This is a genomic window from Natrinema salifodinae (genome assembly GCF_900110455.1).
Lineage (GTDB): Archaea > Halobacteriota > Halobacteria > Halobacteriales > Natrialbaceae > Natrinema > Natrinema salifodinae.
The window spans coordinates 823,193-848,744 of record NZ_FOIS01000001.1 but is presented as its reverse complement, the minus strand read 5'-3'; the positions used below and the strand labels follow the sequence as shown (position 1 = coordinate 848,744).

Sequence of the window (25,552 nt, the reverse complement as noted above, 5' to 3'; positions counted from 1 at the left end):
CACTATGAGTCTCGTTCCCTGTCCGCAGTCTGCTGTCCCATCTCACGCTGGTTCACCGTCGGGTTCGACGCGCCATTGAATGCTCTCGGGGCCGTACGGTCGAAACTCGCCGTCGACGATGCGGCCGACGGGCAACCGGTCGATCGGGTCCCGAGTGCCGCACTCGAGACACTGCCCGACGGCGTCCGCGACCACGATCGAGCCGTCGACGTCCACGTCGACGAACGCTTCGAGAAGGACGTACGCGGGTTCGCAATCACAGAAGACTCCGTGCGAGAGCGCCCAGACGTCGCTGACGCTCACTTGACGGCTGTCGTTGACGCTGATCCACGCGCCGTCGTCGAGCGTCCGCAGTGCGATCGTCATACGAACGGTTCGTGGCCCACGGGCCTTCGTCCGTCGCCCCGGGCAATGCTTACCGGCGACGCCGATGCGGACGGCAATCGTCCGTGGGATGGGAGAGAGACTGTCGAGAACCGGATGCGGAATAGCGGCACTATCTTCCGAAAGCTATCTCGGAACGGACGAGATGTGCTCGCTTCTCGGCTGAAATCGGTGGCCGTTACTGGTCCATGCTCTCCTCGGCCGGGTCGTCCTCCGACGATACTGCTCCGATCGGAGCGGTCCGCTCGAGTGTGTCCCGTTGGGCCGCGTCGTAGGACGCACCGAGGGCGATCAGGAAGCCGATGATCGCGGTCACGACGGCGATACTGCCGACGGCGACGATCGCGATCGGGAGGATCGTCCCTGGGAGGACCTGTGCCGAGGTCAACAGCGAGACGGCCGTCACGGCGGCGATCAGTGCGAGCAGCCGGCCGAACCGACCGGTATCGAATCCTTGGCTCCGCTCGTCACCGGTCGAGTCGACGAGTTCGTTCAGGATACCCTCGTACTCGCCGTCGGACGCCGCGTTCCCGAGCGAGTGAATCGACTGTGCGATCCACAACCCGGCGGTGAAACCGAGTAGCGAGACGAACGAGACGAGCCCGAGTTGCCCCTCGACGAACAGTCCCGCCAAGATGCCGTTCGCCAGTGCGAGTACCATGAGTGCGTGGGTCGCAAGCGAGCGCGTCCCGAAGTCTTCGAAGAGAGATACGTGTGCTAGCCTCATGGTATACAGTGGCTCGTAACGGAGATAACGCTGCCGCCAAACGTCGAACTCCGCCGACCGCGTATTCGGGGCTGACCCCGCCACGAACCGATCGTCGAGGGATCGCAGTCCACTTACCGCCGCCCCGCGAAGCCAGGCGCATGCAGATCAAAGACCGGGAGCAGGTCGAGGGCGGACGCGAACGGGTTACCGTCGTCCCCGAGAGCGTGGACGACCTCTGGCACCTGCAGTACGTCCTCGAGCCCGGTGACCGCGTCGCGGGCGATACGACGCGCCGGATCCAGCGCAACGACGACCAGATGCGCGACACCGGCGGCGAGCGCGAACACATGTGGGTCGCCATCGCCGTCGAGGATATCGAGTTCCACAAGTTCGCCAACCGGCTGCGTGTCGGCGGCGAGATCGTCGCCTGCTCGCGCGAGGACCAACTCGGCTTCCACCACACGCTGAACGTCGAGGAGCGCGACGAGCTCTCCATCGAGAAGCGGTTCAAGCCCGATCAGAAGGCACGCCTCGAGGAGGCCGAGGAGGCCACCGAGAACCCGGACGTCGCCATCGCGACCGTCGAGGAAGGCCAGGCGCACGTCCACACGGTCGCCCAGTACGGGACCGAGGAGCGGGCGACCATCACCGGTCCCACGGGGAAGGGCGAGTACGCCCGCGAGCGCTCGGAGCTCTTCTCGGAGCTCGGCAACGTGCTCAAACGGCAGGACGCCGACGCGGTCATCCTCGCCGGCCCCGGCTTCACGAAGCAGGACGCCTACAAGTACTTGGAGGACAACGAGCCCGCGGTCGCCGAAAACGTAACGATGGTCGACACGGCAAGCGTCGGCGACCGCGGGGTCCACGAGGTGTTAAAGCGCGGCGCCGTCGCGGACGTCCAACAGGAGACCCGCATCGAGAGCGAGGCCGAGTACATCGACGAACTCACGAAGCGGATCGCCGAGGGCGCGAAGGCGGCCTACGGCCCCGAGCAGGTCCAGCAGGCCGCCGAGTTCGGCGCGATCGATCGCCTGCTCGTTCTCGACGACCGGCTCCGGAAGGAACGCGGCCCCGAGGGCGAGTGGCACATCGACGCCGACGAGATCGTCCGCACGACCGAACAGAAAGGCGGCGAGGTGACCGTCTTCTCGAGCGAGTTCCCGCCTGGCCAGCAACTCGCCAACCTCGGCGGGATCGCGGCGCTGCTCCGGTACCGGCTCGAGTAACTGGGACGGCTATCGAGCGCCGTCTCGCGAGCGCCCCCGCAACTTGTGTTCCTTCTGGATGATGTCCGCGACGAGCGCCGCCGCCAGCGCCAGCGGCCAGAAGACGAGCAGCGTCAACCCGATACCGACCGCCGGTGGGATGACGCTGGCCGCGGCGAACCGGACGAGACAGTAACAGACGCCCGTCGAGAGGAGCGAGACGAGCGTCGGGACGATCATGGCCCGGTACGGCGACGGTCGCCGGAGACACCATCGCACGATCGGCGCGAGGACGGTCCCGCGCGCCGACAGCAACCAGGCGCGACCCTTGTACACGTCGCCGTGCTGCTCGACCATGTCGAACTTAGGTGAGCGATCCGATATCCGCTGCGTGCTTGCAACCGCTTCGGCACGGACCAGGCCGCTGGCGGTCCGACGAACCGCGCCGCCGAGCGGCTACCGACCCCCGAAACGGCCTACAGTTCGTCGCCCGCCTCGATGAGCTGGATCAGGACGGACGCGAACAGCGAGCCCGAACTCCAGATCGCCGTCTCGCTGCCGTCGTCGCCGACGACGCTCAACAGGAGACCGTCGTCGTCGACCACGACGAACCGTCCCGATCGCTCCTCCTCCTCGCGGTAGAACGGCGGAATTTCGGCGGTCACCCCCTCGAGCGCGCCGAGGCGGTCGCGGATCGCGTCGGTCCTGCTGATCACGTGGACCGAGACGCCGGCCGCGGCCCGCTCAGCGAGGACCCGCTCGATCGCGTCGGTGACGAGTTCGGGGAGTCGCGTCCCGAAGACGATCTTCTCGTCCGCTTCGGAGAGGAGGTCGACGACTCGATCGTCGATCCGATCGCGGCTGCGAACCGTCCAGATGTCCTCCTGAGTCTCCTCCCCGGCGGCGTCGTCCCTGACGGACTCGACGTACTCGAAGGCCCGGTCCTGTTCGCGCTCGAACTGATCGCGCAGCGTCTCCCGGGCCTCGTCGACGCTGACCGGCCGGTACCGGATCGGATTCGACTGCTGGACCTCGAGCAGCCCCTGCTCCTCCAAGCTCTCGGCGACGCTGTAGACCTGCGACCGGGGCACGTCGGTGATGTCGGCGACGTCGCGGGCCGTCCCCGCACCGAGCCGGTGAAGCGCGATGAACACCTTGGCCTGGTAGCTGGTCAGCCCGAGCCCTTCGAAGGCGTCAACCGCCGTGTTCTCGTCGTCGGTCATTCGCCGTCACCGTCGTTTTTCGATCCGTCGTGGGCCGCCGACGCCGGTGTTCCGCCGTCGCTCGCGGCCGGCGTCGGCCCGCTCGCACCTGACGGATCGAAGGAAACCTCCGGCCCGAAGTACCTGGTCCACAGCACCAACAACGCCGGCAGGACGACGACGCTCGCGAGGAACGCGTACGTGATCGTCAGCGCCGTGATGATGCCGAACTGCTGGAGCGCCGGCAGGATCGCGAACGCGAGGACGCCGAACCCGCCGACGGTCGTCGCTGCGCTGCCCAGCAGTGCGCCGCCGGTCCCGGTGACCGTGGTCCGCAGCGCCGACCAGACGTTGCCCTGACGCTCTAGTTCGAGCGAGTAGCGGGCGCTGATGTGGATGCTGTAGGCCACACCGAGCCCGATGGTGAGGCTCGTGATCATCCCCGTCAACACGTTGAAGGGCATGCCGATGAGGTACATCGTGCCCAGGATCCAGCTGACCGAGAACGCGACCGGGAGCAGCGTAACGATGCCCAGCGACGCGCTGTTGCCCGTCAGCCAGTAGGCGACCGCGAGGAAGGCGAACACGGCCACGAGCGTGATCAGCAGGCTCTCGAGGACGGTGTTGAGCAAGTCCTGCTCGACGATGTGGCTCACGATCGGATCGCCGGTCGCGGTGGCGGTCCAGCGACCGTCGCTCCCGTCCTCGATTCCGTCGGCAATGTCGCGCATCTCGTCCGTCGTGTCGGCCGCGCTGGCGTCGCCCTCCACGCCGATGACCAGGCGGGCCGCGTCGTACTCGTCTCCGCCGTCGCCGCCGTCGGTCCGGGAGAGGACCTGGCTCGCGGCCTCCTCGTCGGTCTCGAACAGCTGGTCGTACAGCGCCGAGACGTTCTCGTCGGGGACGCCGTCGTCGTCGGTGTCGGCCGCGTGGAACGACTCGTTGAACGACTCGTTCTGCGCGGCGACCCGTTCCATCGTCGACAGCGGATCTTGGACGTCCTCCTCACCGGTCGCCAACTCGTAGGCGACGCTGCTCTCCGCGGCGTCGTCGCGTGCCGCGTCGATCTGCGCGAGCGCGTCGGGGTCGTCGACCTCGCCCTCGACGAGGAGCTGCGCCTGGCTACCCTCGCGCTGGAAGTGTTGGTTGACGAACTCGAGGTCGTTCTTGGCGTGGTACTCGCCGGGGCTCATCCCGCCCGGCAGGTTCTCGGTCCAGGCCGGCGGGTCCTCGGCGAGGAAGTCCTCCTCCTCGAAGCTGGTGTCGACCTGGGTCGCGCCGTAGGCGCCGCCGGCGGAGAGGACGAGCACGAGCACGAGCACGAGGATGGGGACCTTCCGCGCGGCGGTCGAGCCGACCGTCAGGAGCTCGCTGAAGCGGCCGCCACCGGTCCCGAACGCGCGCTTGCGGCGATCGATCCCGCGGGCCTCGAGGAACTCGTCGAACTCGACCTTGGCGGCGGGGATCAGCGCGCCGAAGACGATCAGCGCGGCGACGATGCCGACGGAGCTGACGATCCCGAACTCGCGGATGGGACCGATCGGGCTGACCAGATTCGAGAGGAAGCCGATGACGGTCGTCGCCGTCACCCAGACGAGGGCGACGCCAACGCCGGCGAGCGCGACCGTCATCGAGCCGCGGACGTCGCCGGCGGTCCCGGCGTCCGCTTGCGTCTCAGAGCGGCTCCGCGTCTCGCGCTGCTCCCGGTGGCGCATGAAGACGTGAATCGCGTAGTCGATCGACAGCCCGATCAAGAGGACGGGCACCGCGACGAACATCTGGTTGAACGCGATCCCCGCCCAGCCCATGAAGCCGAACGTCCAGACGAGGACGGCGGCGATGCCGACCACGCCGAGGACGATGTCGAGCAGGTCGCGGTAGGCGACGAACAGGGCGACCACGACGAACAGCAGCGCGAGCGGACCGACGATGGCCAGGCTGTCGCCCATCGAGCGGTCGATCTCGTCGGTGATGACGCCGCTACCGAAGACCAGGTACTCCTGCTCGTGCCCCTGGCTCTCCGCCAGGTCGTGGAGCTGAAGTTGGCTCTCGACGATGCGGTCGTCGACGCCGCCCATCGCTTCCGCTTCTGCGCCGTCGCTGTCGGACGACTGCGTGAGCGACGTCATCCGGACGTCGGCCTGCGTGCTCCCCGGATCGTAGGACGTCGCCATCAACGCGATCGCGAAGTTATCGTCGGCGTCACCCGAGAGGGTTTCCTCGATCGTTCGCTCGAACTCCTCGTCGTCGAGGTTCTCGAGGGCCTCGATCTGCTCGTCGATCGGCGGCTGCTCGTCGCTCTCCAGTGCGGCGTACTCGTCCTCGAGCACGCCGAACGTCCCCGCCTGGTAGACGCCCTCGAGCTGGTCGGACAGCTGTTGGTACTCGGGATTCTCCTCCGGCGACTCGGTCTGCGAGCGGATCTCGTAGCGCTGGGATTCGATCTGGCGGGCCTGCCGGACCGCTTCCTCGTACTCGGCGGTCTGGTTCTCGGTGAGTCCCACCGTCGCGTTCTCGACGACGGCGTCGAACTGGGCCTCGAGTTCGGCCGCTTGCTGCTGATATTCGGGATCGGACTCGTCGGACGACTCGTTTAACTGCTCGTACTGGCGCTGGAGGCCAACCGTTTCGTTGAGCCCGTCTTCGAGTCCCGCTCTCGTCTGATTCAGGTCGGCGGCCTGGTCGTTGCGAATCGCCGTGATGGCGACGACGTTCTCGACCCCGGTGATCGGCTGGTCCTCGACGAGCGTCGAATTGATCGACTCGTTCGCTCGAATCTCTTGTTGGAACTCGAGCGACGATAGCAGCGACTCCTTGGTGAGAACGTTGTCGTCGCGGGAGATCACCTGAACGTTGGTCGCGTTCTCCTGTTGGTCGCTCGTGAAGTTCCCCTCGATGCGTTCGAGGGCCTGTGCCTCGGCCGAGTCGCTCTCGAATTGGTCGAGCGAGGAGTCGTCGTCGACCATCGGCATGCCGGCGCCGACCAGGGCCGTCGCAAGCAGCAGAACGACGAGGACGACGCGCGTATGTGCGGTGAGCGCGTCGGCGAGTCGGTCCGGGAGACTCATCCGTTCACCTCTCGATCGATTCGTCCGAAGTCAGTTGAGGCCATCTGTTGTTATGATCCTACAAACTCAATCGTATATACGTGTTCGGTCTTCGTATCAGTACGCTATTCTATCGGTACCGGGTCTGAGAACCAACGTAACGAAGAATTATCGTCAAGAGGCCCGTCGAGAGGAGCCGACGCAGTGGCGGCGGTATCCGGTCACTCGATCGAGACAGTCTGGAGGTCCTCGGCGAATCGGACGTCGCCGTCGTAGTGGGCGCCGATCGAGTCGAGCATCTCCTCGTGGCGCCCGTCGGTGTGGGGATAGAGGTGGGTCAGGTAGACCCGTCCGATCTCCCGACCGGCCAGTTCCGTCCCGAGGCGCTCGGGCGTGGGATGGTTCGAGACGTCGACGTCGTCCGGGAACGAGCAGTCGTGGGCCAGGATCGCCGACCCCTCCGCGAAGTTCGCCAGGCCGGCGAAGGCCTCGCTGTCGCCGCTGAAGGTGAACAGGTCGCCGAAGCGGTAGGCGAGACACGGCAGCGAGTGGCGGGTCTCGTAGGCCGAGACGTCGAACCCCGCGACCGAGAACTCGCCGGGGACGACCTCTCGGACCTGCAGGTCGATCTTGTCTTGCATGTACTCGTAGACGTCGAGCAGGTCGTCGACCAGGCCCTTGGTCCCCTGCGGGCCGACGATCTCGAGGTGCTCCTCGCCGGCGAGCCAGCGGGCCTTCATCAGGGGCAGGAGGTCCGAGACGTGGTCGAGGTGGTGGTGAGTTAGGAGGACCGTCGAGACGTTCTCGTAGCCGACGCCGGACTGCTGGAGCCGCTGGAGGGCGCCTGCGCCGCAGTCGACGAGCACCGTTCGGCCGTCGTCCTGCACGAGGATTCCCGCCTGGAAGCGTTCGCCGGTGGGCATCGCGCTGCCCGTGCCGAGAAAGGTAACGCGCATACGCGGAAGTGGCACGCCCGGGCCGATAAAGGGTACCGCTCGCGGGTTCATCGTCGGTCGCCGACGGCGGGTCACCGACGACCGCCGCCAACAGCGAACGTATAACTCGGCGGCGGCCGACCTGCCCGTATGCGCGCTGCAGTCCTCGAGGAGTACGGAGAGTCGCTCGCGATCCGGTCGGTGGATCCGCCCGAACTCGACCCCCACGGCGTCGTCGTCGACGTCGAGGCCTGTGGGATCTGTCGCAGCGACTGGCACGCCTGGCGAGGCCACGGCGAGTGGGCCGACGATCGAGTGCCTCGCGGACAGATCCTCGGCCACGAGCCGGCGGGGCGGATCGCAGAGGTCGGCGCGGATGTCGAGACGCTCGCGCCGGGCGATCGGGTCGCGGTCCCGTTCAACCTCGGCGAGGGCTCGTGCTATCAGTGCCGGAACGGCCACGGAAACGTTTGCGAGGACGGCTACGCGCTCGGGTTCGAGCCGAACGTCCCCGGCGCCTTCGCCGAGCGGATCCACGTGCCCCACGCCGAGTTCAACGTCGCCGCGCTCCCGGAGGGCGTCTCTGCGACCGAGGCCGCCGCGCTCGGCTGTCGGTACGTCACCGCCTTCCACGCGCTGGCCCACCGCGCCAACGTCGGCGCGGGCGACTGGGTCGCCGTCCACGGTTGCGGCGGGCTCGGCCTGGCGGCCGTCCAGATCGCGGGCGCACTCGGGGCGCGCGTGATCGCGGTCGACGTCCGCGAGGAGCCACTCGCGATAGCGACCGAACTCGGTGCGGACGCGACCGTAAACGGCGCCGCCGTCGACGACGTGCCGGACGAGATCGAATCGATCACCGAGAAGGGCGCCCACGTCTCGGTCGACGCGCTCGGCCGCGCCGAGACCTGTCGGAACAGCCTCGACTGCCTCCGGATTCGGGGAACGCACGTCCAGATCGGGCTGACGACCGACGCCGAGCGCGGCGAGATCGCCCTTCCGATCGACGAACTGACCCGCTGGGACGTCACCGTCGTCGGCTCGCGGGGCATGCCGCCCTCGCGCTACGACGAACTCCTCCGGCTGATCGACTCCGGTCGCCTCGAGCCCGAGCGCCTGGTGACCCGGCGGGTCGCCCTCGCGGACGTGTCCGACCGCCTCGCCGCGATGACCGAGTACGAGACGAGCGGCATCGAGGTCGTTACGGAGTTCTGACCGCCGGACGGTCCGCCGTCGCTGTCGCCTGGCGACGGTCGATGTGCTGTGCTCGTTCCCGCGACGGGCGTCCGGTCGACGCCGCGTCCGGCGCGCGCTATCGGCGGGTTTATCGCCGTGTCGGCCCGACGGATCGACTACCCACCAATGACGGTCGTTCTCGCCGGTGTCGGCGCCGATAGCACGAACGTCGGCGCGCTGGCTCCGCTCTACGACGACGGGCGCTTCGAGTACGTGCCGATCCCGGAGAAGACCCGCGAGACGACCGAATCCGAGACCCTCGGGTCGTGGGACCTGCGGGTCGGCGATGGCGTCGCCGCCGACCTGACGACCCGCATCACCCCGCAGCCGATCCACGACGGCGCCGAGTCCGTCGCCGGCGATGCGCTCGAGTCGTGGCCGCTGCATCGCGACCCAAATTTCGAGGCGCTGACCTACGGCGAGCACCGGACCAGCGGCTACGTCTCGCGGCTGCGCGCGCTCGAACCGGGCGACGTCGTCGGCTTCTACGCCGGGCTGCGACGGCCAGGCGGGGACCGCGCTCACCGCTACCTGATCGGGTACTTTACCGTCGACCGCGCGGTCGTCGTCGGCCCCGAGACGCCGCCGGCCGAACGCCAGGCGATCCTGGATGCGCATCCCGAGAACGCCCACGCGAAACGCGCCCGCGACGGCGACCTCTACCTCGACAAACCGGTCGTCATCGTCGACGGCCGCGAGCCTGGCGGCCTGTTCGAGCGCGATCCGATCCGGCTCAGCGACTACTACGTCAGGGAGGGCAACGAACGGCCGCAGTACTACCTGCGCGACGAGATCGAGTCGGCGTGGAACGTTCGCGCCGGCGGAGCGAACATGATGTTCAAGCCCGCCTATCGCTGCGCCCTCTCGGGATCCGCCTTCCGGGATCTGGTCGGAATTCCCGGCGAGCGGTCCGCCGCCCCCGATCCGTCCCCTGAGCGGTCGGAGACGCCGTAGCTGCGGTCGCTCGTCGGCGCGATCGTGATCGTCCGCCGGCCGACACACCGCACTCCGCATCGATCGGTTTCATGTACCGACACGTCAAACGGTGTGCCAGTGACGACTTCCGACGACGCGACGCCGCGCCACGAGCGCATCGCCCGCCACGCGACGCCCGGGCCGCGCAACTCATTGGCCCACTGGACGACCGCCCGCCACCCCCTCCGGGTCGCGATCAACTACGTCGTCGTCTGGCTCGTCCGGATCTCGCCGAGCCTCCGACTCAAGCGCTGGCTCCTGCGCCGCATCGGCGTCACGGTCGGTCCGGGCGTCTCCTGGGGACTCGAGGCCACGCCGGACGTCTTCTGGCCCGACCTGATCACGGTCGAGGCCGACGCCATCGTCGGCTACGACGCGACCCTGCTCTGTCACGAGTTCCTCCAGGACGAGTACCGGACCGGCGAGGTCGTCGTCGGCGAGCGGGCAATGATCGGGGCCGGCGCGATCGTCCTGCCTGGCGTCGAGATCGGCGCGGACGCCCGCGTCGCGGCGAACTCGCTCGTGACCCGCGACGTGGCGCCGGGGACGACGGTCGCGGGCGTGCCGGCGGAACCGATGGGCGAGTCGAGCGATGCGGACGACTCGCGGACCTGAGACTGCCCGGTCGCGTTCGATCCGAGAACGGAGAACCGAAAACCAAAACGAGCGGAGAATACGGGTCGGTAGTCGGGTCGGCGGCGGCGCTTACAGCGACGACCAGGACTTGCGCGCCTCGTTCCAGGAGGTGATGTCGGCGATCCAGCGCGCGGCGATCATCTTCTTGAGCGTCTGGGCCGGCACGCCGCCGAAGGTGTCGACGGGCAGCGACAGCCCCATGGCTGGCTTGACGTCGTGGGCGACGGCCTTCTCGCCGACGGAGATGACGGTCCCCTTGTCCTCGTGTTCCCAGGTCTTCAGCGGACGGTTCTCGATGGCGCGGGCGATGTTCTCGCCGACGACGTCCGCGGCCTGCCAGGCGGCCTGGGCCGTCGGCGGTGCGGGCTGGTCGCCCTGGTCGATGACCGCGGAGTCGCCGATGGCGAAGACGCGTTCGTTAGAGGTCTGGAAGTTGGCTTCGGTGGTGAGCCGGTTGTGCTCGTTCTCGAGGTCGGCGCCGTTCAGGGCGTCCCGGCCCGTGATTCCGCCGGTCCAGACGAGGATGTCGTACTCGAGGGGCTCGCCCTCGTCGAATTCGATCTGCTCGTCGGTGGCCTCGGTGATCGGGTCGTCCGTGTGGATGTGGACGCCGGCTTCTTCGAGCAGGTCGCGCAGGGCCTGCTGGATCTCCGGATCATTGCCGGGGAAGATCTCCTCGAGCGCCTCGACGAGATGGATCTCGACGGGCGCGCGGTGCTCGTCGCGGAACTCGGCGATCTCGCCGGCGGTCTGGATGCCCGAGAGGCCGGCGCCGCCGATGACGATCTGTGCGGGCTCGCCGCGGGTTGCCTCCTGGCTGGCCTCTTTGACGGCTTCGTGGATCTCGAGCGCGTCGTCTAAGCTCTTCAGTGTCAGGGAGTGCTCCTTGAGACCGGGGATTCCGTAGAACGCGGTCTGGCTGCCGAGCGCGACCAGAACGTAGTCGTACTCGACGTCGTCGCCGTCGGCGAGTTCGACGACCTGCTCGTCGACGTCGAGACCAGTGACTTCGTCCTGAATGAACCTAGTCGACGGGGCCGCGACCTCGTCGACGGGGAACGTGATGTCCGAGCGGACGGACGGATCGCGGATCACGCGGTGGGCCTCGTGCAGCACGAGGTGGTAGTCCACGTCTGCGATCCAGGTCAACCGCGCGTTGCCCCCGAGCTCCGACTGGAGCGTTGTGATCGCGCCGGTGCCGGCGTATCCGGCACCGAGCACGACGACGTTCTCGGTCATACACGACACTGCGAAACACTATGATACAAAGGTGTTGGAACGAGAATCAGTGTGCTCCTCCCTCACAAACGTCTGCGGATCGACATTCTCGGGCTGCTCCGCGGCGACGCGGCCTTACAGAATGCGCTTGCCGAACGCGCTCGCGGTTAGTTCGGCGGCCAGCGTCGCTGTCTCGTTGGCCTCGTCCAGAATGGGGTTCACCTCGACGACGTCCATCGACCGGAGGAAGCCCTCGCGGTCGTCGCGCCGAGAGAGGGTCTCGAGCGCGGCGTGAGCCTCCCGGTAGGTGACGCCGCCGCGGACGGGCGTCCCGACGCCAGGCGCGGTCTTCGGATCGAGCCAGTCGAGATCGAGGCTGACGTGGACGCCGTCGGTGCCGTCGGTCGCCACGTCGAGGGCGTCCTGAACGACCGCGGAGATGCCCCGTTCGTCGATGTCGGCCATGGTGAAGGCGGTTAACTCGCTGTCGTGGATCAGTTCGCGCTCCTGTTCGTCGATGCTGCGAAGCCCGACGTAGGCGACCGAGGATTCTCGCAACCCGGGCGCGGGCGCCCAGTCGGTCTCGCCGAACAGCCCGCGGCCGAGGGCCGCGGCCAGGGGCATCCCGTGGACGTTGCCGCTGGGCGAGGTTTCGGGCGTGTTGATGTCGGCGTGGGCGTCGAACCAGACGACGCCGAGGTCGGTCTCCCGCGCCGAGCCGCCGAGCGAGCCGATCGACAGCGAGTGGTCCCCGCCCAGCACGAGCGGGAACTCGCCGTCGGCCAGCGTCGCCGCGACGCGATCGCTCAGCTTCGTACAGACCCCCTCGACTTCCCGGAGGAACTTCGCGTTCCCCCGGCTGGGCTGGCCGACGTCCGGATCGCGCTCTTCCGCCCGCGGCATCGACAGATCGCCGTCGTCGACCGGCTCGACGCCCGCCGCCTCGAGGCCGTCGGCCAGGTCGGCGTAGCGGATCGCGGACGGTCCCATGTCGACGCCGCGTCGGTTCGCCCCGTAGTCCATCGGCGCGCCGATGATTCTGACGGTTCGGCTCATACGCTTCCTTCGCCAGCACCCGGTTTGGTCGTGGCGATTCGTCGTTCCCGTCCGCTCTCCCGGGCTCGATTCTCGCACCAAGCTGTCGGCGACACCTTTAGGGTTAGACGCGTCTAAAGCCGGGACAGCATGATGATGAGCGACGTGATGGAAGACTATCTGAAGGTCATCTACCAGCTCCAACGCGAGAGCGACGAGCGGATCAAGACCTCGGAGATCGCGGAGGAGTTGGACGTCACGTCGCCGACGGTCACCAGCATGCTCGACAAACTCGAGGATCGAGACCTCGTCGACCGCGAGAAGTACCGCGGCGTCACCCTCACCGAGGAGGGCGAGACCGTCGCCCTCGAGATCGTCCGCCACCACCGGCTGCTCGAGGCGTACCTCACCGAACACTTAGACTACGACTGGTCGGAGGTTCACGCCGAGGCCGACCGGCTCGAACACCACATCAGCGAGGACTTCGAGGCCCGCGTCGCCAACGCCCTCGGCGAACCGGATGTCGACCCGCACGGCTCGCCGATCCCCAGCGCCGACCTCGAACCCCCGGAGCGTCCCGCCGGTCGGGCCATCTCGGAGTTCGAGGAAGGGGCCGTCGTCACCGTCGCGGAGGTCGCCGACCGCGACCCGGCGGTGCTCTCGTATCTCGCCGAGCACGGCGTCGAGCCGGGCGTCGAGCTCGAAATCCTCGAGATCGCGCCGTTCGGCATGGTGACCGCGCGCTCGGACCAGGCCGACGAGCCCGTGTCGCTGCCCGAGTCCGTCGCCCACCACGTCCGCGTGTCGGCGCTCGCGGAAGCCGAACCGTAGGCGACGGGCCGAAATCGCGTTACATTCAGCTACGATATCGTATCGAGGGTTGATTTAGATACACTCTAGTCGCCCGTGCGTGGAAAACATATAAGGATTAGATCCGTCTAACTATGATCCGATGAGTACGACGCCCGACGCCGCGGAGGTGTGGCCGTGAGATGAGCGGTCGGACCCCGGTCGATCCCCCTCGCTGGGTACAGGCGCTGGCGCCTGTCGCCCTGCTCGGAGTGGTCGTCGCCCTCCTGTCCCTATCGACGCCGTTCGGCGACCTCGCCGCAGCCGCAGATGCGAGTACACCCGAACTCCTGTGGCTGCTCACCGGGATCGGCACGCTCGCGGGCATCGTCCCGGTCGCGATCGGGATGTGCTGGTTCCCCGTCATCAGAGGGCTCGACGACCGGTACATCCACGCCTTCCTCGCGCTCTCGGCCGGCGTCCTCGCCTTCATCGGCCTCGAGATGGTCGCGGAGATCGCCGCCAACGCCGGCGCTGCGGGCCGCCCGTCGGTCGCGACGCTCGTGGCCGGCGCCGGCCTGCTCGCCACCTTCGGCGCCATGTACGCGCTCAGCGAATGGCGCCGGCAGGCGACAGTCGACGTCGAGCGGACCGGCCTGGCGGTCGCGTATCTCGTGGCCGTCGCGCTCGGTCTCCACAGCATGGGCGAGGGCCTGGCCATCGGCACCGCGGTCGTCGATGGCAACGGTCGCCTGGTCTCTCTGCTGGTCGTCGGATTCGTGATGCACAACGTGATGGAGGGGCCGATCGTGGTGTCGGCGGTCGCCCGCGACGGTGCCGCGCCGCCGCTTCGTCACTTCGCCGCGATGGGGCTGCTGGCCGGTGGCCCTGTCATCCTCGGCGGCTGGCTCGGGAGCTTTGCCGGCTCCGCGCTGATCGCCGTCGCCTGTTACGCGGTCGCCGTCGGCGCGATCGGCCAGGTCCTCGTCGAACTCGGGCAGTTCATTCGGTTCGATGCCGAGGCGATCGTCACCCGGACCAACGTGGCGACGTTCGCCGTCGGCTTCGCACTGATGCTCCTCCTCGAGGACGTCCTCGGGGGAGTGGTGGTCGACCTGCTCGTTCCGGGGTGAGTACGGGAAGTAAACGCATGCCAGCCGTCTCGGGCGGATCCAAAGAGAAACATCTTCCCGGGCCCGGTGTTAACCGTCCGATCCCGACGAAACGGCGGGGCTCACCCGCCGGGTTTAAGGAAACCAAATACGAATAAATATCTATGTCATCGATCGAACTCACCCCGAGCCAGAAGAAAATCCTCCGCGCGCTGACGAACCTCCACAAGGAGTCCGAGGACGCGATCAAGGGGGAGGACATCGCCGAACAGGTCGACCGCAACCCCGGGACCATCCGCAACCAGATGCAGAGTCTCAAAGCGCTCCAGCTGGTAGAAGGCGTACCCGGTCCGAAAGGCGGCTACAAACCGACGGCCGCGGCGTACGAGGCCCTCGAGATCCAGCAGATGGACGATCCCGCCTCTGTCCCGATGCAACACGAGGGCGAACCCGTTACCGACACGATTATCGAAGAAATCGACCTCTCGAGCGTCCACCATCCGGAACTCTGTCGCGCCGAGATCCACATTCAGGGCTCGCTCAGCGACATCCATGAGGACGACGACGTCACCGTCGGCCCGACGCCGCTGTCGAAGCTCGTCATCGACGGAACCGTCGACGGCAAGGACGACACGAACAACATCCTCATCCTGCGGATCGACGACATGGTCGCGCCCGCGGAAGAGCCGAACCACTAAGTCGACGGAATGCGGTTTTCTCCGCTTTTCTCTTCTAGCGATCGCTCTCGCGCGCCCGAATAACGAGAGACGGTGACATGCCGCGGAGGAGAGCGAGTCTCTATCTCTCTGCGATCCCGGCGGCGGATCGCTCAGTTCGTCTCGTCGACCGCTTCGTCGTCAGCGTCGGCGGCTGCCGCGGCCGGAATCACGTCGACGCTCGCGACTGCGTCGCCGTCTTCGACGTCCATCACGATTACGCCCATCGTGTTGCGCCCGACCGTCGAGACTTCGTCGACGCGGCTCCGCACGATCTGGCCGTCCTCGCTCATCAGAACGAGCTGATCGTCTTCCGAAACCGCCTTGACGGCCGTCACGGGCCCGTTGCGGTCGCCCGTCTTGATGTCGATTAGCCCCTTGCCGTATCGGGACTGCGTGCGATACTCCGCGAGCGGCGTCCGCTTGCCGTACCCGTTCCGGGTGACCGTCAACAGCGCCTGTTCGTCGCCCTCGCCGGTCGCGACCAGGCCGGCCACGGCGTCGTCGCCCTCGAGTTTGATCCCGTTGACGCCGCGGGCGTTGCGGCCCATCGGGCGGACTTCGTCCTCGTCGAAGCGGATCGTCATGCCGTGTTCGGTCGCGATGACCAGGTCCTTCGAGCCGTCGGTGACCTCGACGTCGACGAGTTCGTCGCCCTCTTCTAAGTCGGCGGCGATGATCCCCGTCGAGAGGATGTTGTCGAACTCCTCGCCGGCGGTGCGCTTGACGTAGCCGTGCCGGGTGACCATCGTCACGTACTCGTCGTCGCCGAAGGCGTCGGTGTCGACGATGGCCGTGATGTCCTCACCCGGATCGAGATCGAGGATGTTGACCGCGGACTTTCCGCGGGCGGTCCGGCCCATCTCGGGGATCTCGTAGGTCTTGAGCTGGTAGACTTCGCCCTGATTCGTAAAGCACAGCAGGTAGTCGTGGGTGTTGGCTCGGAAGACCGTCGCGACGCGGTCGTCCTCCTTGACGTCCGCGCCGATGATCCCTTTCCCGCCGCGACCCTGGGGGTCGAACTCGTCGATGGGCATCCGCTTGACGTAGTCGTCCTCGGTCATGACCACGAAGACCTCCTCCTCGGGGATGAGGTCCTCGTGAGTGACCGTGCCCTCGTCCTCGACGATCGAGGTCCGGCGCTCGTCGCCGTACTCGTCTTTGACCTCGCGGAGTTCGTCCTTGATGACCGAGAGCAGTTCCGACTCGCTCTCTAAGATCGCGGTCAGCCGCTCGATCTCGGCCTGAACGTCCTCGTACTCGTCCTCGATCTCGGCGGCCTCCATCGAGGTGAGGCTACCCAGTTGCATCCGGACGATGTGGTCGGCCTGGTCCGTCGAGAAGCCGTAGGTCTCCCGCAAGGCGTCCTTGGCCGCCGACCGGTCCTCGCTGTCGCGGATCAGTTCCACGACGTCCTCGGCGTTCTCGACGGCCTTCAACCGGCCCTCAAGGATGTGCGCGCGGTCCTCGGCCTCTTCGAGGTCGTACTCGCTGCGCCGTCGGACAACTTCGCGACGGTGGGCGATGTACTCCTCTAAGGTCTCCTTGAGCGAGAGCACCTGGGGCTGGCCGTCGACCAGCGCGAGGTTGATGACGCCGAACGTCCGCTCGAGGTGGTTCTCGAGCAGCTTGTTCTTGACGACCTCGGCGTTGGCGCCGCGCTTGAGTTCGATGACGATGCGGACGCCGTCCCGGTCGGACTCGTCGCGCAGGTCCGAGATCCCCTCGATCTCGCCCTCGTTGACGTCCTCGGCGATGCGCTCGACCAGGCGGGCCTTGTTGGCCTGGAAGGGGAGTTCGGTGACGATGATCCGCTCGCGGTTGGATTTCCACTCCTGAACCTCGAACTCGGCACGGACGCGGATGCGGCCGCGGCCGGTCTTGTAGGCGGAGTAGATGGCGTCGCGGCCGACGATGTTCGCGCCGGTCGGGAAGTCGGGCCCCTTGACGTGCTCCATCAGGTCGTCGACGGTGGCATCAGGGTCGTCGATCAGTTCGATGGTTGCGTCGATGACCTCGCCTAAGTTGTGCGGCGGAATGTTCGTCGACATTCCGACGGCGATCCCCGAGGAGCCGTTCACGAGGAGGTTTGGGAACGCCGCGGGGAGTACGTCGGGCTCTTGCAGGCGGTCGTCGTAGTTCGCGGAGAAGTCGACCGTGTCCTTGTCGATGTCCTCGAGCAGTTCCTCGGCGATGGGCGACATCCGGGCCTCGGTGTACCGCTGTGCGGCGGCCGGATCGCCGTCCATCGAGCCGAAGTTCCCCTGGCCGTCGACGAGGGGATAGCGCATCGAGAAGTCCTGGGCCATCCGGACCAGAGTGTCGTAGATCGCGCTGTCGCCGTGGGGGTGGTAGTCACCCATCGTCTCCCCGACGATCGAGGACGACTTGCGGTGAGAGGAGCCCGAGGAAACCCCCATCTCGTGCATCGCGTACAGGATGCGCCGGTGAACGGGCTTTAGCCCGTCCTCGACTCTGGGGAGCGCACGACCCGCGATGACGCTCATCGCGTAGTCGATATACGACTGCTCCATCTCGTTTTCGATGCGGACGTTTTCGACCGCCCGTGCCTCTACGTCAGTTGGATCGGGTACGTCTGAACTCATGTAGTCATCACCTCAGCTAGATGTCGATCCACTCCGCCTCCGGAGCGTGATCCTTGATGAACTGCTTGCGCGGCTCGACGGCGTCGCCCATCAGGACGGAGAACATCTTGTCCGCCGCCGCCGCGTCCTCGATGGTGATCTGTTTGAGAATGCGGTTGTCGGGGTCCATCGTCGTATCCCAGAGCTGCTCTGGGTTCATCTCGCCGAGCCCCTTGAACCGCTGGACCTGCGAGGGGTTGCCGTCGCACTTCTGTTCGACGATCTCGTCGCGTTCCGCATCGGTCATCGCGTCGTAGGTCTCGCCGCGATAGCGGATGCGGTACAGCGGCGGCTGGGTCGCGTAGACGTAGCCGCCCTCGAGCAGCGGCCGCATGTGCCGGTAGAAGAACGTCAACAGCAGCGTCCGGATGTGGGCGCCGTCGACGTCGGCGTCCGTCGCCATGATGATCTTCTTGTAGCGGATGTCGTCGACGTCGAACTCGTCGCCGATCCCCGCGCCGATCGCGGTGATCATGTTCCGGATCTCGTCGTTCTCTAAGATACGGTCGAGCCGGTGTTTCTCGACGTTGAGGATCTTCCCCTTGATGGGAAGGACGGCCTGGAACTTGGGATTGCGGGCCTGCTTCGCGCTGCCGCCGGCGGAGTCGCCCTCCGCGATGAACAGTTCGGCCTCGTCGGGGTCGCGGGCCTGACAGTCCGCGAGTTTGCCCGGGAGAGAGGTCGACTCGAGGGCGGACTTGCGCCGCGTGAGTTCCTCGGCTTTCTGGGCGGCCATGCGGGCCTTCGCGGCCTCGACGGCCTTGTTGACGATCGCCTCGGCGGTGTCGGGATGTTCCTCGAAGTAGGTGCCAAGCCCCTCGTGCATGGCGCTCTCGACGATGCCCCGCACCTCGGAGTTGCCGAGTTTCGTCTTCGTCTGGCCCTCGAACTGCGGGTCGGGGTGTTTGACCGAGATGACCGCGGTGAGCCCCTCGCGGATGTCTTCGCCCTTGAGGTTATTGTCGAGGTCGCCCAGCAGGTCGGTCTCGTTGGCGTAGTCGTTGACCGTCCGGGTCAGGGCGGTCTTGAACCCGGTGAGGTGGGTTCCGCCCTCGCGGGTGTTGATGTTGTTCGCGAAGGCGTGGATCGATCCCTGGAGCTCCTCGGTGGCCTGCATCGCCACCTCGACCTGAATGTTCTGCTCCTCGTCCTCGAAGTAGATGACGTCGTCGTGCATCGCCGAGCGCGTCTCGTTCAGGTACGTGACGAACTCGCGGATGCCGCCCTCGTACTCGTAGGTCTCCTCGACGGGACCGTCCGAATCGGCCTCGCCGGCGTCCGTGCGCTCGTCGCGCAGCGTGATCCGGACTTCCGAGTTGAGGAAGGCCAGTTCGCGGAGCCGATTGGCCAGCGTCGAGAACGCGAACTCGCCCGTCTCGAAGATGTCGACGTCGGGCCAGAAGCGGATCTGGGTGCCGGTCTCCTCGTCCGGCTCCATGTCGCGAACCCGCTCCATATCGCCGACCGGTTCGCCCGCCTCGAAGGCGTGGCGGAAGACGCCGCCGTTGCGTTTCACCTCGGCCTCGAGGCGCTCGGAGAGGGCGTTGACGACCGAGACGCCGACGCCGTGGAGCCCACCGGAGACCTGGTAGGACTTGTTGTCGAACTTGCCGCCGGCGTGGAGGACCGTGAGAATGACCTCGAGTGCAGGGCGGTCGTACTCTTCGTGTGTGTCGACGGGAATCCCCCGGCCGTCGTCCGCGACGCTCACCGAGCCATCCTCGTGGATGGAAACGGTGATGTCGTCACAGTAGTCGGCCAGTGCCTCGTCGATCGAGTTGTCCACCACTTCGTAGACCAGGTGGTGGAGTCCTCGAGAATCCGTAGATCCGATGTACATCGCCGGCCGTTTCCGCACGGCCTCCAGGCCCTCAAGGACCTGAATTTGTCCGGCGCCGTACTCGCTTTCCTGGGACATGTAAAACCTGCTTTCGGCTAGCGGTCCGGTACTAATAAAAGTCACGTGTACGCGCGCGAGCGCGATTCGCCACGCGCTGATAGATCGACCGGGACGACGGTCAAACGACGCTACAAATCCGAGTAAGCGGTCTCAGACGAGCGCGTCGAATTCGTTATGACCCCGAATGTCGACGCCCTCGTCCGTGACTTCGGCGAGGAAGACGCCGTTGCCGGAGCCGGTGTCGCGTTCGACGGCGCTTTTCACCGCGCGAGCGGCCGCGGTCCGCGCGTCGGACAGCGAGAGGTCGCCCTCGTACTCCTGCTCGAGGAGGCCGTAGGCCAGTTGCATCCCGCTGCCGGTGACGGTGTAGTCGTCTTCCATGACGCCGCCGGCGGGGTCGATGCTGTAGACGTGGCTGCCCTCGTCGTCGACGCCGCCGAGGATGGGGTTGATCGCCCGGAACGGACCCCCGCGGGCGAAGTTCCCGGCCAGCGTCGCCAGGGACTCGATGGACATCGGCTCGCCGCGGCGAGCCTCGTAGAGGTTGACCTCGGACCGCAGCGTCCGGATGAACGACTGCGCGCCGCCCACGGAGCCGACGAGAGTCAACGCGCCGGTCGGGTGGATCTGCTCGACCTTCTGGACGTCCTTGTTCGAGACGAACCGGCCGCCGAGGCTGGCGCGCATGTCCGTCGCGATGACGACGCCCTCGTCGGTCGCGATACCGACGGTCGTCGTCCCCGTCTTGTTGACGGTGTCGCCGTGATCGTCGGCGGAGCCGTCGCCTGGTACCCGACCGAGCTCCGGTGCGTACGGCGACGGCTCGCCGGCGTCCCGGGGACCCGACGCGTTCCCGCTCCCGGTCGTCCAGTTAGTCATCGTCGCCTCCCGCGTCGATTTCGGCGACGATCGATTCGAGGTCCTCGGCCGGGACCGAGCGGTACCCCTGGTCGTCGTTCGTGATCGTCGCGACGTCGACCGACTCGGCCTCGACGGTCTCGTCTTCGGGCTCGCTCAACGCGCGCAGGGCGAGCTCGATGCCCGCGTCGACGTCGAGATCGGCGCGGTACTCCGCTTCGAGGTACCCCTGAATCGCGTCGCGGTTGCTGCCGATAGCGGCGGCCTGCCACTCGTAGTCCGTCCCCGAGGGGTCGGTCTCGAACAGTCGCGGCTCGCCGTCGTCGACGCCGCCGACGAGGAGGGCGACGCCGAACGGGCGCGCGCCGCCGGTCTGGGTGTACTCCTGAATGTGATCGGTGATCGACCGCGTCAGCGTCTCGACGTCGATTTGCTGGCCGTAACGGAGCTGTTCGCCCTGCGCGCGGCGGCGGGCGAGGTCGACCAGCTGTCTGGCGTCGGCGACGTGGCCGGCGCTCGCGACGCCGACGTGGTCATCGGCCTTGTGGAGCTTCTCGACGCTCGAGCGCTCCATGAGCGGCGAACTCACCTGCCGGTTGGCGGCGAGGACGACACCGTCGGGCGTGCGAACACCGACGCTCGCGGTCCCGCGCTTGACTGCTTCGCGGGCGTACTCGACCTGATAGAGGCGTCCGTCCGGGGAGAAGATCGTGATCCCCCGATCGTAGGCCTGCTGTTGGGATTGTCCTTGCATTGGAGTCTCCGGTCTCTGTTGACCTTCACCTGAGGTAAGGGACTGCCATTTATATGCCTTCTTCTGGGGGCAAGTCCGCCCGCCGAGGGCGCGGGCCGATCTCGGTGTGGTCCGCCTGGCGAAACTGAGTCCGTGTCGGAAGAAGCCGACCAGGACTCGTCGGTGGGGTATCGTTCGGACCCGGATTGCGCTTCGGCCCGTGGTGGTGATCACGGGACCAGCCGGATGACCGTTGGCCCTGCGGATCACAGCGGTGCGACCGCGTAAGTTCTTCTTACTCGCCCCGCCATATGAAAGGCCGGCTGCTATCTCAAGCTTGGTACTCAAACAAATCCCTATCCTTGTTTCGAATACACAGTTCCGTACAATAGATAAACGGTAGCAGTACACCGAACGGGCCTGTTCGAGTGCCGCAGCCGGTCGACCGGGCGCTCGAGCAGTCGTACTCTGACGATTCTCCACGACCCCCCACACATGGCACCCCACAGTACCGTGGCGGACGATTCTGTCGAACCGGCAACCGAAACAATTCTGACCTGCGGACTCGGACCCTGCTTTCCGTCGAATACGTTCGCATCCGAGTCCGGCACTATCCTGATAGAAACGACTACTGAGACGAACGACGGTTCGCGAGAGTCCCGCGCGTCGATGCGACCGCCGCTCGGTTCGCCATCCGGGGTGATCGCGCATGAGTAAACAGTCGGCGTCCGCGTCGACGTCTCCCTCTACCTCGACGGTCGTCGACGTCGTTCCCGGCGGCGAGACGATCCACAAGGCGCTGTACAGGTACGGGTTGGGCGTCCTGTTCGCTGCGAACGTCTTCGGCGCCGGGTCGGTATACATCCTCGCGGACACGGGGGCGAACTTCGCGTTCTCCCTGCTGTGGGTCCTCCCGCTCGCGTTCCTCGTCGATATCGCGCTCCACGACATGAGCGCGCGCCTGGCCGTCGCCGACGAACCGCTGGCCGATTACATCGTCGACGCGCTCCCGATCGGCGGGACGACGGTCGTCGTCGGAATCTCGCTGATGTCGGCGCTGTGGGCCGTCTCGAACTACGCCGTGGCCGGCGCGGCACTCGCCTGGCTCGTGCCCGGACTCGACAACGTCCTCGTCGGGATCGTGCTCGCGGCCGGGATCGGGATCGCCATCGTGCAGATGAAGGTCTACGACCGGATCGAGGCAGCGATCGCCGCGATGGTGTTCGCCGTCTTCAGCTCGTACGGCCTGTTGCTGGTCGGCCTCGACATCCCCTGGCAGTCCGTCGCCGCGGGTCTGCAGCCGCTCCTGCAGAGCGAGATCGGTTACCTCACCGCGGTGATCGCTCTGCTGGGGACGACGGTCTACTGGCCGAACTTCTTCATCCAGTCGAGCATCCAGCCGACAAAGGAGTGGACAGACATCTGGAAGTACCGCCGCGACAACGCCGCAGGCATCGCGACGACGCTCATCATCGGGAGCTTCGTGATGATCGTCTCGGCGATCACGCTCACGGAAGGCAAGATGACGCTGACGGGCCCCGGCGAGCCGCTTGCGGCGATCCTCGGCCGGTACGCGCTCATCGTGTTCATGCTCGCGGCGTTCCTCGCGTCGATCTCCTCCGCTACGGGGACGCTATTCGGCGCCGGGTTCATGATCCCGCAATCGCTCGGGCAGGACACCGTCTTCGGCGACCAGGCCTTCCGCCGGACGGTCGTCGCGCTGATCGCGCTCTCCGCGATCACCGCGGTGCCGATACTGGCCCTCACGGGCTTCGGTCCCATCGAAATGGCGATCATCATGCCGGCCATCAACGGTGCGATCGGGCTCCCGGTGACCGTCTTCGCGCTCATCGGGGCAGTCAACAGGTACTACGACGTCAAGTGGTACGAGAACATCGCGTTCCTGGCCGCGGGATTCATCTTGCTGGCCGGGAGCCTCCTGACGATCCAGTCGCTCTACGAGACGATCATGAACATTCTGTAACGGTCCGCATACCGCCGTTCGGACTGCTGTCGAGGACGAGATGACCGGCGTTCCGTACCCTCGCACGGTCGCTCGTCGAACTCCGCTCGGCTCGGCCGCGGTCGCGCGGTCGATCGTCGCGCTTCGCTGACCGCGCGACCTCGTCGCCGATCGGAAGAGTCAGGGGACCCGGGCCGAACACGTCGATAACGACGTCCCGTCGGCCCGATGTTAGAACTACCGTTCAGCCTCTCGCTCGTCCTGTTGCTCGTCTCGATCGCGTTCTTCTCGGGGGTCGGCATTACCACCATCGGCCCCGGGGGCATCTTCGTGACGATCGCACTGTACTCGCTGACGCCGCTGGCCTCGAGCCAGGTCGCCGGCACCGCCCACGCGACGTTCGTCGTTACCGGACTCGTCGGCAGCGCCGCCTACCTTTACTCGGGGGAGATGAATACGGGCAAGAGTCGGGCGATCGCGATCGTGCTCAGCACCTCGAGCGTCGCCGGCGCGCTCGTCGGCGCGTACGTGAACACCTTCGTTCCCCGCTCCGTGTTCGGGCTCCTGCTCGGCGGCATCGCGATGTCCGTGGGCGGGACCATCCTCTACCGCGAACGGCGCGGGTTCAGCCCCGTCTACGACGTCGAACCCCGGACCCGATCCGGTCGGGCGGTCCTCGCCGGACTGGGCTTCGCGCTCGGCGTGTGCAGCGGCCTGTTGGGTATCGGCGGGCCGGTGCTCGCCGTGCCGACGCTGGTGCTCGTCGGCGTGCCCATGCTGTTGGCCGTCGCGGTCGCGCAGGTCCAGTCGATCTTCATCGCAATCTTCGCAGCGTCGGGCTACTTCCTCCAGGGGAACGTCCTCGTCCCGCTGGCGGTCGTCATCGGAACGCCGCTGCTGTTGGGCGTCGTCGTCGGCTGGCGCGTCGCCCACGCCGTCGATCCCGAGCGGCTGAAGGCGGCGCTGGGGGTCGTTCTGCTCGGCGTCGGCCCCTATCTCGCGCTTTAGTCGGTCCCTCCCGGACCCGACGCGGCGTTTCGATTCGGTCTCGCTGCGGGAACCAGACTAAAGACGGCACCCGTCGAACCGCGAGACGAATGCCACCGCGGATCCTCGTTCCCTTCGACGACTCCGAGCCGGCCCGCCAGGCGCTCGACCACGCCTTCGAGCTGTTCCCCGACGGCGAGTTCGTCGTCCTCACCGTCGTCGACACCACGTCACTGCCCTTTATCCCCAATGCTGCGTCCGAGGGCGGCGGGGACGAGGAGACCCAAGAACTCCTCGGCGAGGCCGCGGCCCGCATCGAGGTCGCCGAGTCCATCGCGGACGAGCACGGGATCGAGATCGAGACCCAGGCGCGACTCGGAACCCCGGCCCAGGAGGTCCTCGAGTACGCCGAGAACCGGCCCGTCGACCACATCGTCATCGGGAGTCACGGTCGATCGGGCGTCGCCCGAATTCTGCTTGGCAGCGTCGCGGAGGTCGTCGTCAGGCACTCGCCAGTACCGGTGACCGTGGTCCGGTGACGCGGTCGGCGGCCCGGTGTATGGGACGCCTGCACACACGGGCACCGGACTCTTAGCGCTGTCAAGCGGAGTCCCCGTGGAGAGCCACGATGAGCGACTACGACGGGACGGAAAACCCGGATACTCCCTGGCACAGCGGTGACGACGGCGCGTCGGAACACGACGGCCGCGGGGACGAGGACCTGACCGGCCGCGACCGACTCCCCTACGAACCGAACCCCGACGAACGCGGCAAACGGCTGTCGGCCGCCGTCGGCCTGGTCGGCCTCGTTCTGCTCGGCCAGGCGGCCCTCGTCGACCTCGCCGCGGGCCAGTTCTGGAACGACGCGCTCGTCGGGGCGACGCTGCTCGCCGCCGGCGGGTACAACTACTACCGGCGGGCGAACGCGGAGTTCGGGAGCCTCGGCGTCGCCGTCCTCGTCGCGCTCGTCGGGCTGTGGCTCGTCGCTGCGCCGTTCCTGCTCGGCGCCGGAAGCGCGACCGCGGGCGGCGCCGAGACGACGAGCGCGGTCGGCTTCTGGACCGATATCGTCGCCGGCCTGGTCGCGTTCGGACTCGGCACCTACAGCGCGTACGCGATCCGGAATCGGCGGCGGTCGGCGATCCCGCGACGGACGGCGACCTGAGTCGTCTCGGCTCGCAGCGCCGTGCGCCCGGGGGCGTCCGGCGTCTCCTTCCTCTCGCCCGGAAAGTGGCACGTTACGGCACAATCCACTTATCCCGCGTGCTGG

Annotated in this window: 23 protein-coding genes; 11 read left to right on the top strand and 12 right to left on the bottom strand. The window is 67.0% G+C overall.

Going from position 1 to position 25,552, the window contains the following annotated elements:
- Positions 1-42: 42 nt before the first annotated feature.
- Positions 43-366 (bottom strand): DUF8134 family protein, encoded by a 324-nt coding sequence (locus tag BMY29_RS03930; RefSeq protein WP_049989321.1) that lies wholly within the window; start codon positions 364-366, stop codon positions 43-45.
- A 196-nt stretch (positions 367-562) separates the two neighbouring features.
- Positions 563-1,111: a hypothetical protein gene (locus BMY29_RS03925; RefSeq protein WP_049989320.1), complete on the bottom strand. Its 549-nt coding sequence runs from the start codon at positions 1,109-1,111 to the stop codon at positions 563-565.
- 140 nt (positions 1,112-1,251) lie between these two features.
- On the opposite strand from BMY29_RS03925, the gene BMY29_RS03920 reads away from it, so the two are divergent.
- Positions 1,252-2,319 (top strand): mRNA surveillance protein pelota, encoded by a 1,068-nt coding sequence (locus BMY29_RS03920; protein ID WP_049989319.1) that lies wholly within the window; start codon positions 1,252-1,254, stop codon positions 2,317-2,319.
- Between the two features lie 9 nt (positions 2,320-2,328).
- On the opposite strand, the gene BMY29_RS03915 is transcribed toward BMY29_RS03920, so the two are convergent.
- From BMY29_RS03915 to BMY29_RS03900, 4 genes are all read right to left on the bottom strand, one after another.
- Positions 2,329-2,655: a hypothetical protein gene (locus BMY29_RS03915; RefSeq protein ID WP_049989318.1), complete on the bottom strand. Its 327-nt coding sequence runs from the start codon at positions 2,653-2,655 to the stop codon at positions 2,329-2,331.
- Between the two features lie 119 nt (positions 2,656-2,774).
- Complete coding sequence (locus tag BMY29_RS03910) at positions 2,775-3,521, bottom strand: TrmB family transcriptional regulator (RefSeq protein WP_049989317.1); 747 nt, start codon at positions 3,519-3,521, stop codon at positions 2,775-2,777.
- Positions 3,518-6,568, bottom strand: a complete 3,051-nt coding sequence (locus BMY29_RS03905) for an efflux RND transporter permease subunit (protein WP_049989316.1) — start codon at positions 6,566-6,568, stop codon at positions 3,518-3,520. The genes BMY29_RS03910 and BMY29_RS03905 overlap by 4 nt, the downstream gene beginning before the upstream one ends.
- 200 nt (positions 6,569-6,768) lie before the next feature.
- Positions 6,769-7,503, bottom strand: a complete 735-nt coding sequence (locus BMY29_RS03900; protein ID WP_049989315.1) for an MBL fold metallo-hydrolase — start codon at positions 7,501-7,503, stop codon at positions 6,769-6,771.
- Between the two features lie 129 nt (positions 7,504-7,632).
- Here BMY29_RS03900 and BMY29_RS03895 point away from each other — a divergent pair, with 129 nt between their 5' ends.
- The 3 genes from BMY29_RS03895 (at position 7,633) to BMY29_RS03885 (ending at position 10,305) form a co-directional block, all read left to right on the top strand.
- Positions 7,633-8,694 carry a zinc-dependent alcohol dehydrogenase family protein gene (locus BMY29_RS03895; protein WP_049989314.1) on the top strand — a complete coding sequence of 354 codons (1,062 nt, stop codon included), beginning with the start codon at positions 7,633-7,635 and terminating at the stop codon, positions 8,692-8,694.
- A 147-nt stretch (positions 8,695-8,841) separates the two neighbouring features.
- The gene (locus tag BMY29_RS03890) at positions 8,842-9,669 is read left to right on the top strand and encodes an Nmad3 family putative nucleotide modification protein (protein WP_049989348.1); all 828 of its coding nucleotides are present in this window, start codon (positions 8,842-8,844) and stop codon (positions 9,667-9,669) included.
- A gap of 99 nt (positions 9,670-9,768) precedes the next feature.
- Positions 9,769-10,305 carry an acyltransferase gene (locus BMY29_RS03885; RefSeq protein WP_049989313.1) on the top strand — a complete coding sequence of 179 codons (537 nt, stop codon included), beginning with the start codon at positions 9,769-9,771 and terminating at the stop codon, positions 10,303-10,305.
- A 90-nt stretch (positions 10,306-10,395) separates the two neighbouring features.
- On the opposite strand, the gene BMY29_RS03880 is transcribed toward BMY29_RS03885, so the two are convergent.
- The gene (locus BMY29_RS03880; protein ID WP_049989312.1) at positions 10,396-11,565 is read right to left on the bottom strand and encodes an NAD(P)/FAD-dependent oxidoreductase; all 1,170 of its coding nucleotides are present in this window, start codon (positions 11,563-11,565) and stop codon (positions 10,396-10,398) included.
- A 114-nt stretch (positions 11,566-11,679) separates the two neighbouring features.
- Positions 11,680-12,600 carry an arginase gene (rocF, locus tag BMY29_RS03875; RefSeq protein ID WP_049989311.1) on the bottom strand — a complete coding sequence of 307 codons (921 nt, stop codon included), beginning with the start codon at positions 12,598-12,600 and terminating at the stop codon, positions 11,680-11,682.
- A gap of 129 nt (positions 12,601-12,729) precedes the next feature.
- On the opposite strand from rocF, the gene BMY29_RS03870 reads away from it, so the two are divergent.
- From BMY29_RS03870 to BMY29_RS03860, 3 genes are all read left to right on the top strand, one after another.
- On the top strand, positions 12,730-13,410 hold the full coding sequence (locus BMY29_RS03870) for a metal-dependent transcriptional regulator (RefSeq protein ID WP_049989310.1): 681 nt from the start codon (positions 12,730-12,732) through the stop codon (positions 13,408-13,410).
- Between the two features lie 161 nt (positions 13,411-13,571).
- On the top strand, positions 13,572-14,501 hold the full coding sequence (locus BMY29_RS03865) for a ZIP family metal transporter (protein WP_049989309.1): 930 nt from the start codon (positions 13,572-13,574) through the stop codon (positions 14,499-14,501).
- 143 nt (positions 14,502-14,644) lie between these two features.
- Complete coding sequence (locus tag BMY29_RS03860) at positions 14,645-15,178, top strand: Rrf2 family transcriptional regulator (protein WP_049989308.1); 534 nt, start codon at positions 14,645-14,647, stop codon at positions 15,176-15,178.
- Between the two features lie 131 nt (positions 15,179-15,309).
- Here BMY29_RS03860 and gyrA read toward each other — a convergent pair whose 3' ends face one another.
- From gyrA to psmA, 4 genes are all read right to left on the bottom strand, one after another.
- Positions 15,310-17,802, bottom strand: a complete 2,493-nt coding sequence (gyrA, locus tag BMY29_RS03855) for a DNA gyrase subunit A (RefSeq protein ID WP_049989307.1) — start codon at positions 17,800-17,802, stop codon at positions 15,310-15,312.
- Positions 17,803-17,818: 16 nt separating this feature from the next.
- A complete protein-coding gene (gyrB, locus tag BMY29_RS03850; protein WP_049989306.1) occupies positions 17,819-19,759 on the bottom strand; it encodes a DNA topoisomerase (ATP-hydrolyzing) subunit B in 1,941 nt (646 codons plus the stop codon).
- 132 nt (positions 19,760-19,891) lie between these two features.
- Entirely contained in the window at positions 19,892-20,620 is a 729-nt protein-coding gene (gene psmB, locus BMY29_RS03845; protein WP_049989305.1) for an archaeal proteasome endopeptidase complex subunit beta, read from the bottom strand.
- Positions 20,613-21,353, bottom strand: coding sequence for an archaeal proteasome endopeptidase complex subunit alpha (gene psmA / locus BMY29_RS03840; protein WP_049989304.1), 741 nt, complete (start codon positions 21,351-21,353; stop codon positions 20,613-20,615). Before psmA ends, psmB begins: the two co-directional genes overlap by 8 nt.
- Before the next feature lie 688 nt (positions 21,354-22,041).
- On the opposite strand from psmA, the gene BMY29_RS03835 reads away from it, so the two are divergent.
- From BMY29_RS03835 to BMY29_RS03820, 4 genes are all read left to right on the top strand, one after another.
- Positions 22,042-23,316: an NRAMP family divalent metal transporter gene (locus BMY29_RS03835; RefSeq protein WP_081985428.1), complete on the top strand. Its 1,275-nt coding sequence runs from the start codon at positions 22,042-22,044 to the stop codon at positions 23,314-23,316.
- A 207-nt stretch (positions 23,317-23,523) separates the two neighbouring features.
- The gene (locus tag BMY29_RS03830) at positions 23,524-24,303 is read left to right on the top strand and encodes a sulfite exporter TauE/SafE family protein (RefSeq protein WP_049989303.1); all 780 of its coding nucleotides are present in this window, start codon (positions 23,524-23,526) and stop codon (positions 24,301-24,303) included.
- A gap of 89 nt (positions 24,304-24,392) precedes the next feature.
- The gene (locus BMY29_RS03825) at positions 24,393-24,821 is read left to right on the top strand and encodes a universal stress protein (RefSeq protein WP_049989302.1); all 429 of its coding nucleotides are present in this window, start codon (positions 24,393-24,395) and stop codon (positions 24,819-24,821) included.
- Between the two features lie 89 nt (positions 24,822-24,910).
- Complete coding sequence (locus BMY29_RS03820; RefSeq protein WP_049989301.1) at positions 24,911-25,447, top strand: hypothetical protein; 537 nt, start codon at positions 24,911-24,913, stop codon at positions 25,445-25,447.
- The last annotated feature ends 105 nt before the right edge of the window (positions 25,448-25,552 follow it).

Coding starts and splice junctions, on each gene's coding strand:
- BMY29_RS03930 (WP_049989321.1), bottom strand. CDS start 366: ATGACGATCGCACTGCGGACGCTCGACGACGGCGCGTGGATCAGCGTC.
- BMY29_RS03925 (WP_049989320.1), bottom strand. CDS start 1,111: ATGAGGCTAGCACACGTATCTCTCTTCGAAGACTTCGGGACGCGCTCG.
- BMY29_RS03920 (WP_049989319.1), top strand. CDS start 1,252: ATGCAGATCAAAGACCGGGAGCAGGTCGAGGGCGGACGCGAACGGGTT.
- BMY29_RS03915 (WP_049989318.1), bottom strand. CDS start 2,655: ATGGTCGAGCAGCACGGCGACGTGTACAAGGGTCGCGCCTGGTTGCTG.
- BMY29_RS03910 (WP_049989317.1), bottom strand. CDS start 3,521: ATGACCGACGACGAGAACACGGCGGTTGACGCCTTCGAAGGGCTCGGG.
- BMY29_RS03905 (WP_049989316.1), bottom strand. CDS start 6,568: ATGAGTCTCCCGGACCGACTCGCCGACGCGCTCACCGCACATACGCGC.
- BMY29_RS03900 (WP_049989315.1), bottom strand. CDS start 7,503: ATGCGCGTTACCTTTCTCGGCACGGGCAGCGCGATGCCCACCGGCGAA.
- BMY29_RS03895 (WP_049989314.1), top strand. CDS start 7,633: ATGCGCGCTGCAGTCCTCGAGGAGTACGGAGAGTCGCTCGCGATCCGG.
- BMY29_RS03890 (WP_049989348.1), top strand. CDS start 8,842: ATGACGGTCGTTCTCGCCGGTGTCGGCGCCGATAGCACGAACGTCGGC.
- BMY29_RS03880 (WP_049989312.1), bottom strand. CDS start 11,565: ATGACCGAGAACGTCGTCGTGCTCGGTGCCGGATACGCCGGCACCGGC.
- rocF (WP_049989311.1), bottom strand. CDS start 12,600: ATGAGCCGAACCGTCAGAATCATCGGCGCGCCGATGGACTACGGGGCG.
- BMY29_RS03870 (WP_049989310.1), top strand. CDS start 12,730: ATGATGATGAGCGACGTGATGGAAGACTATCTGAAGGTCATCTACCAG.
- BMY29_RS03865 (WP_049989309.1), top strand. CDS start 13,572: ATGAGCGGTCGGACCCCGGTCGATCCCCCTCGCTGGGTACAGGCGCTG.
- BMY29_RS03860 (WP_049989308.1), top strand. CDS start 14,645: ATGTCATCGATCGAACTCACCCCGAGCCAGAAGAAAATCCTCCGCGCG.
- gyrA (WP_049989307.1), bottom strand. CDS start 17,802: ATGAGTTCAGACGTACCCGATCCAACTGACGTAGAGGCACGGGCGGTC.
- gyrB (WP_049989306.1), bottom strand. CDS start 19,759: ATGTCCCAGGAAAGCGAGTACGGCGCCGGACAAATTCAGGTCCTTGAG.
- psmB (WP_049989305.1), bottom strand. CDS start 20,620: ATGACTAACTGGACGACCGGGAGCGGGAACGCGTCGGGTCCCCGGGAC.
- psmA (WP_049989304.1), bottom strand. CDS start 21,353: ATGCAAGGACAATCCCAACAGCAGGCCTACGATCGGGGGATCACGATC.
- BMY29_RS03835 (WP_081985428.1), top strand. CDS start 22,042: ATGAGTAAACAGTCGGCGTCCGCGTCGACGTCTCCCTCTACCTCGACG.
- BMY29_RS03830 (WP_049989303.1), top strand. CDS start 23,524: ATGTTAGAACTACCGTTCAGCCTCTCGCTCGTCCTGTTGCTCGTCTCG.
- BMY29_RS03825 (WP_049989302.1), top strand. CDS start 24,393: ATGCCACCGCGGATCCTCGTTCCCTTCGACGACTCCGAGCCGGCCCGC.
- BMY29_RS03820 (WP_049989301.1), top strand. CDS start 24,911: ATGAGCGACTACGACGGGACGGAAAACCCGGATACTCCCTGGCACAGC.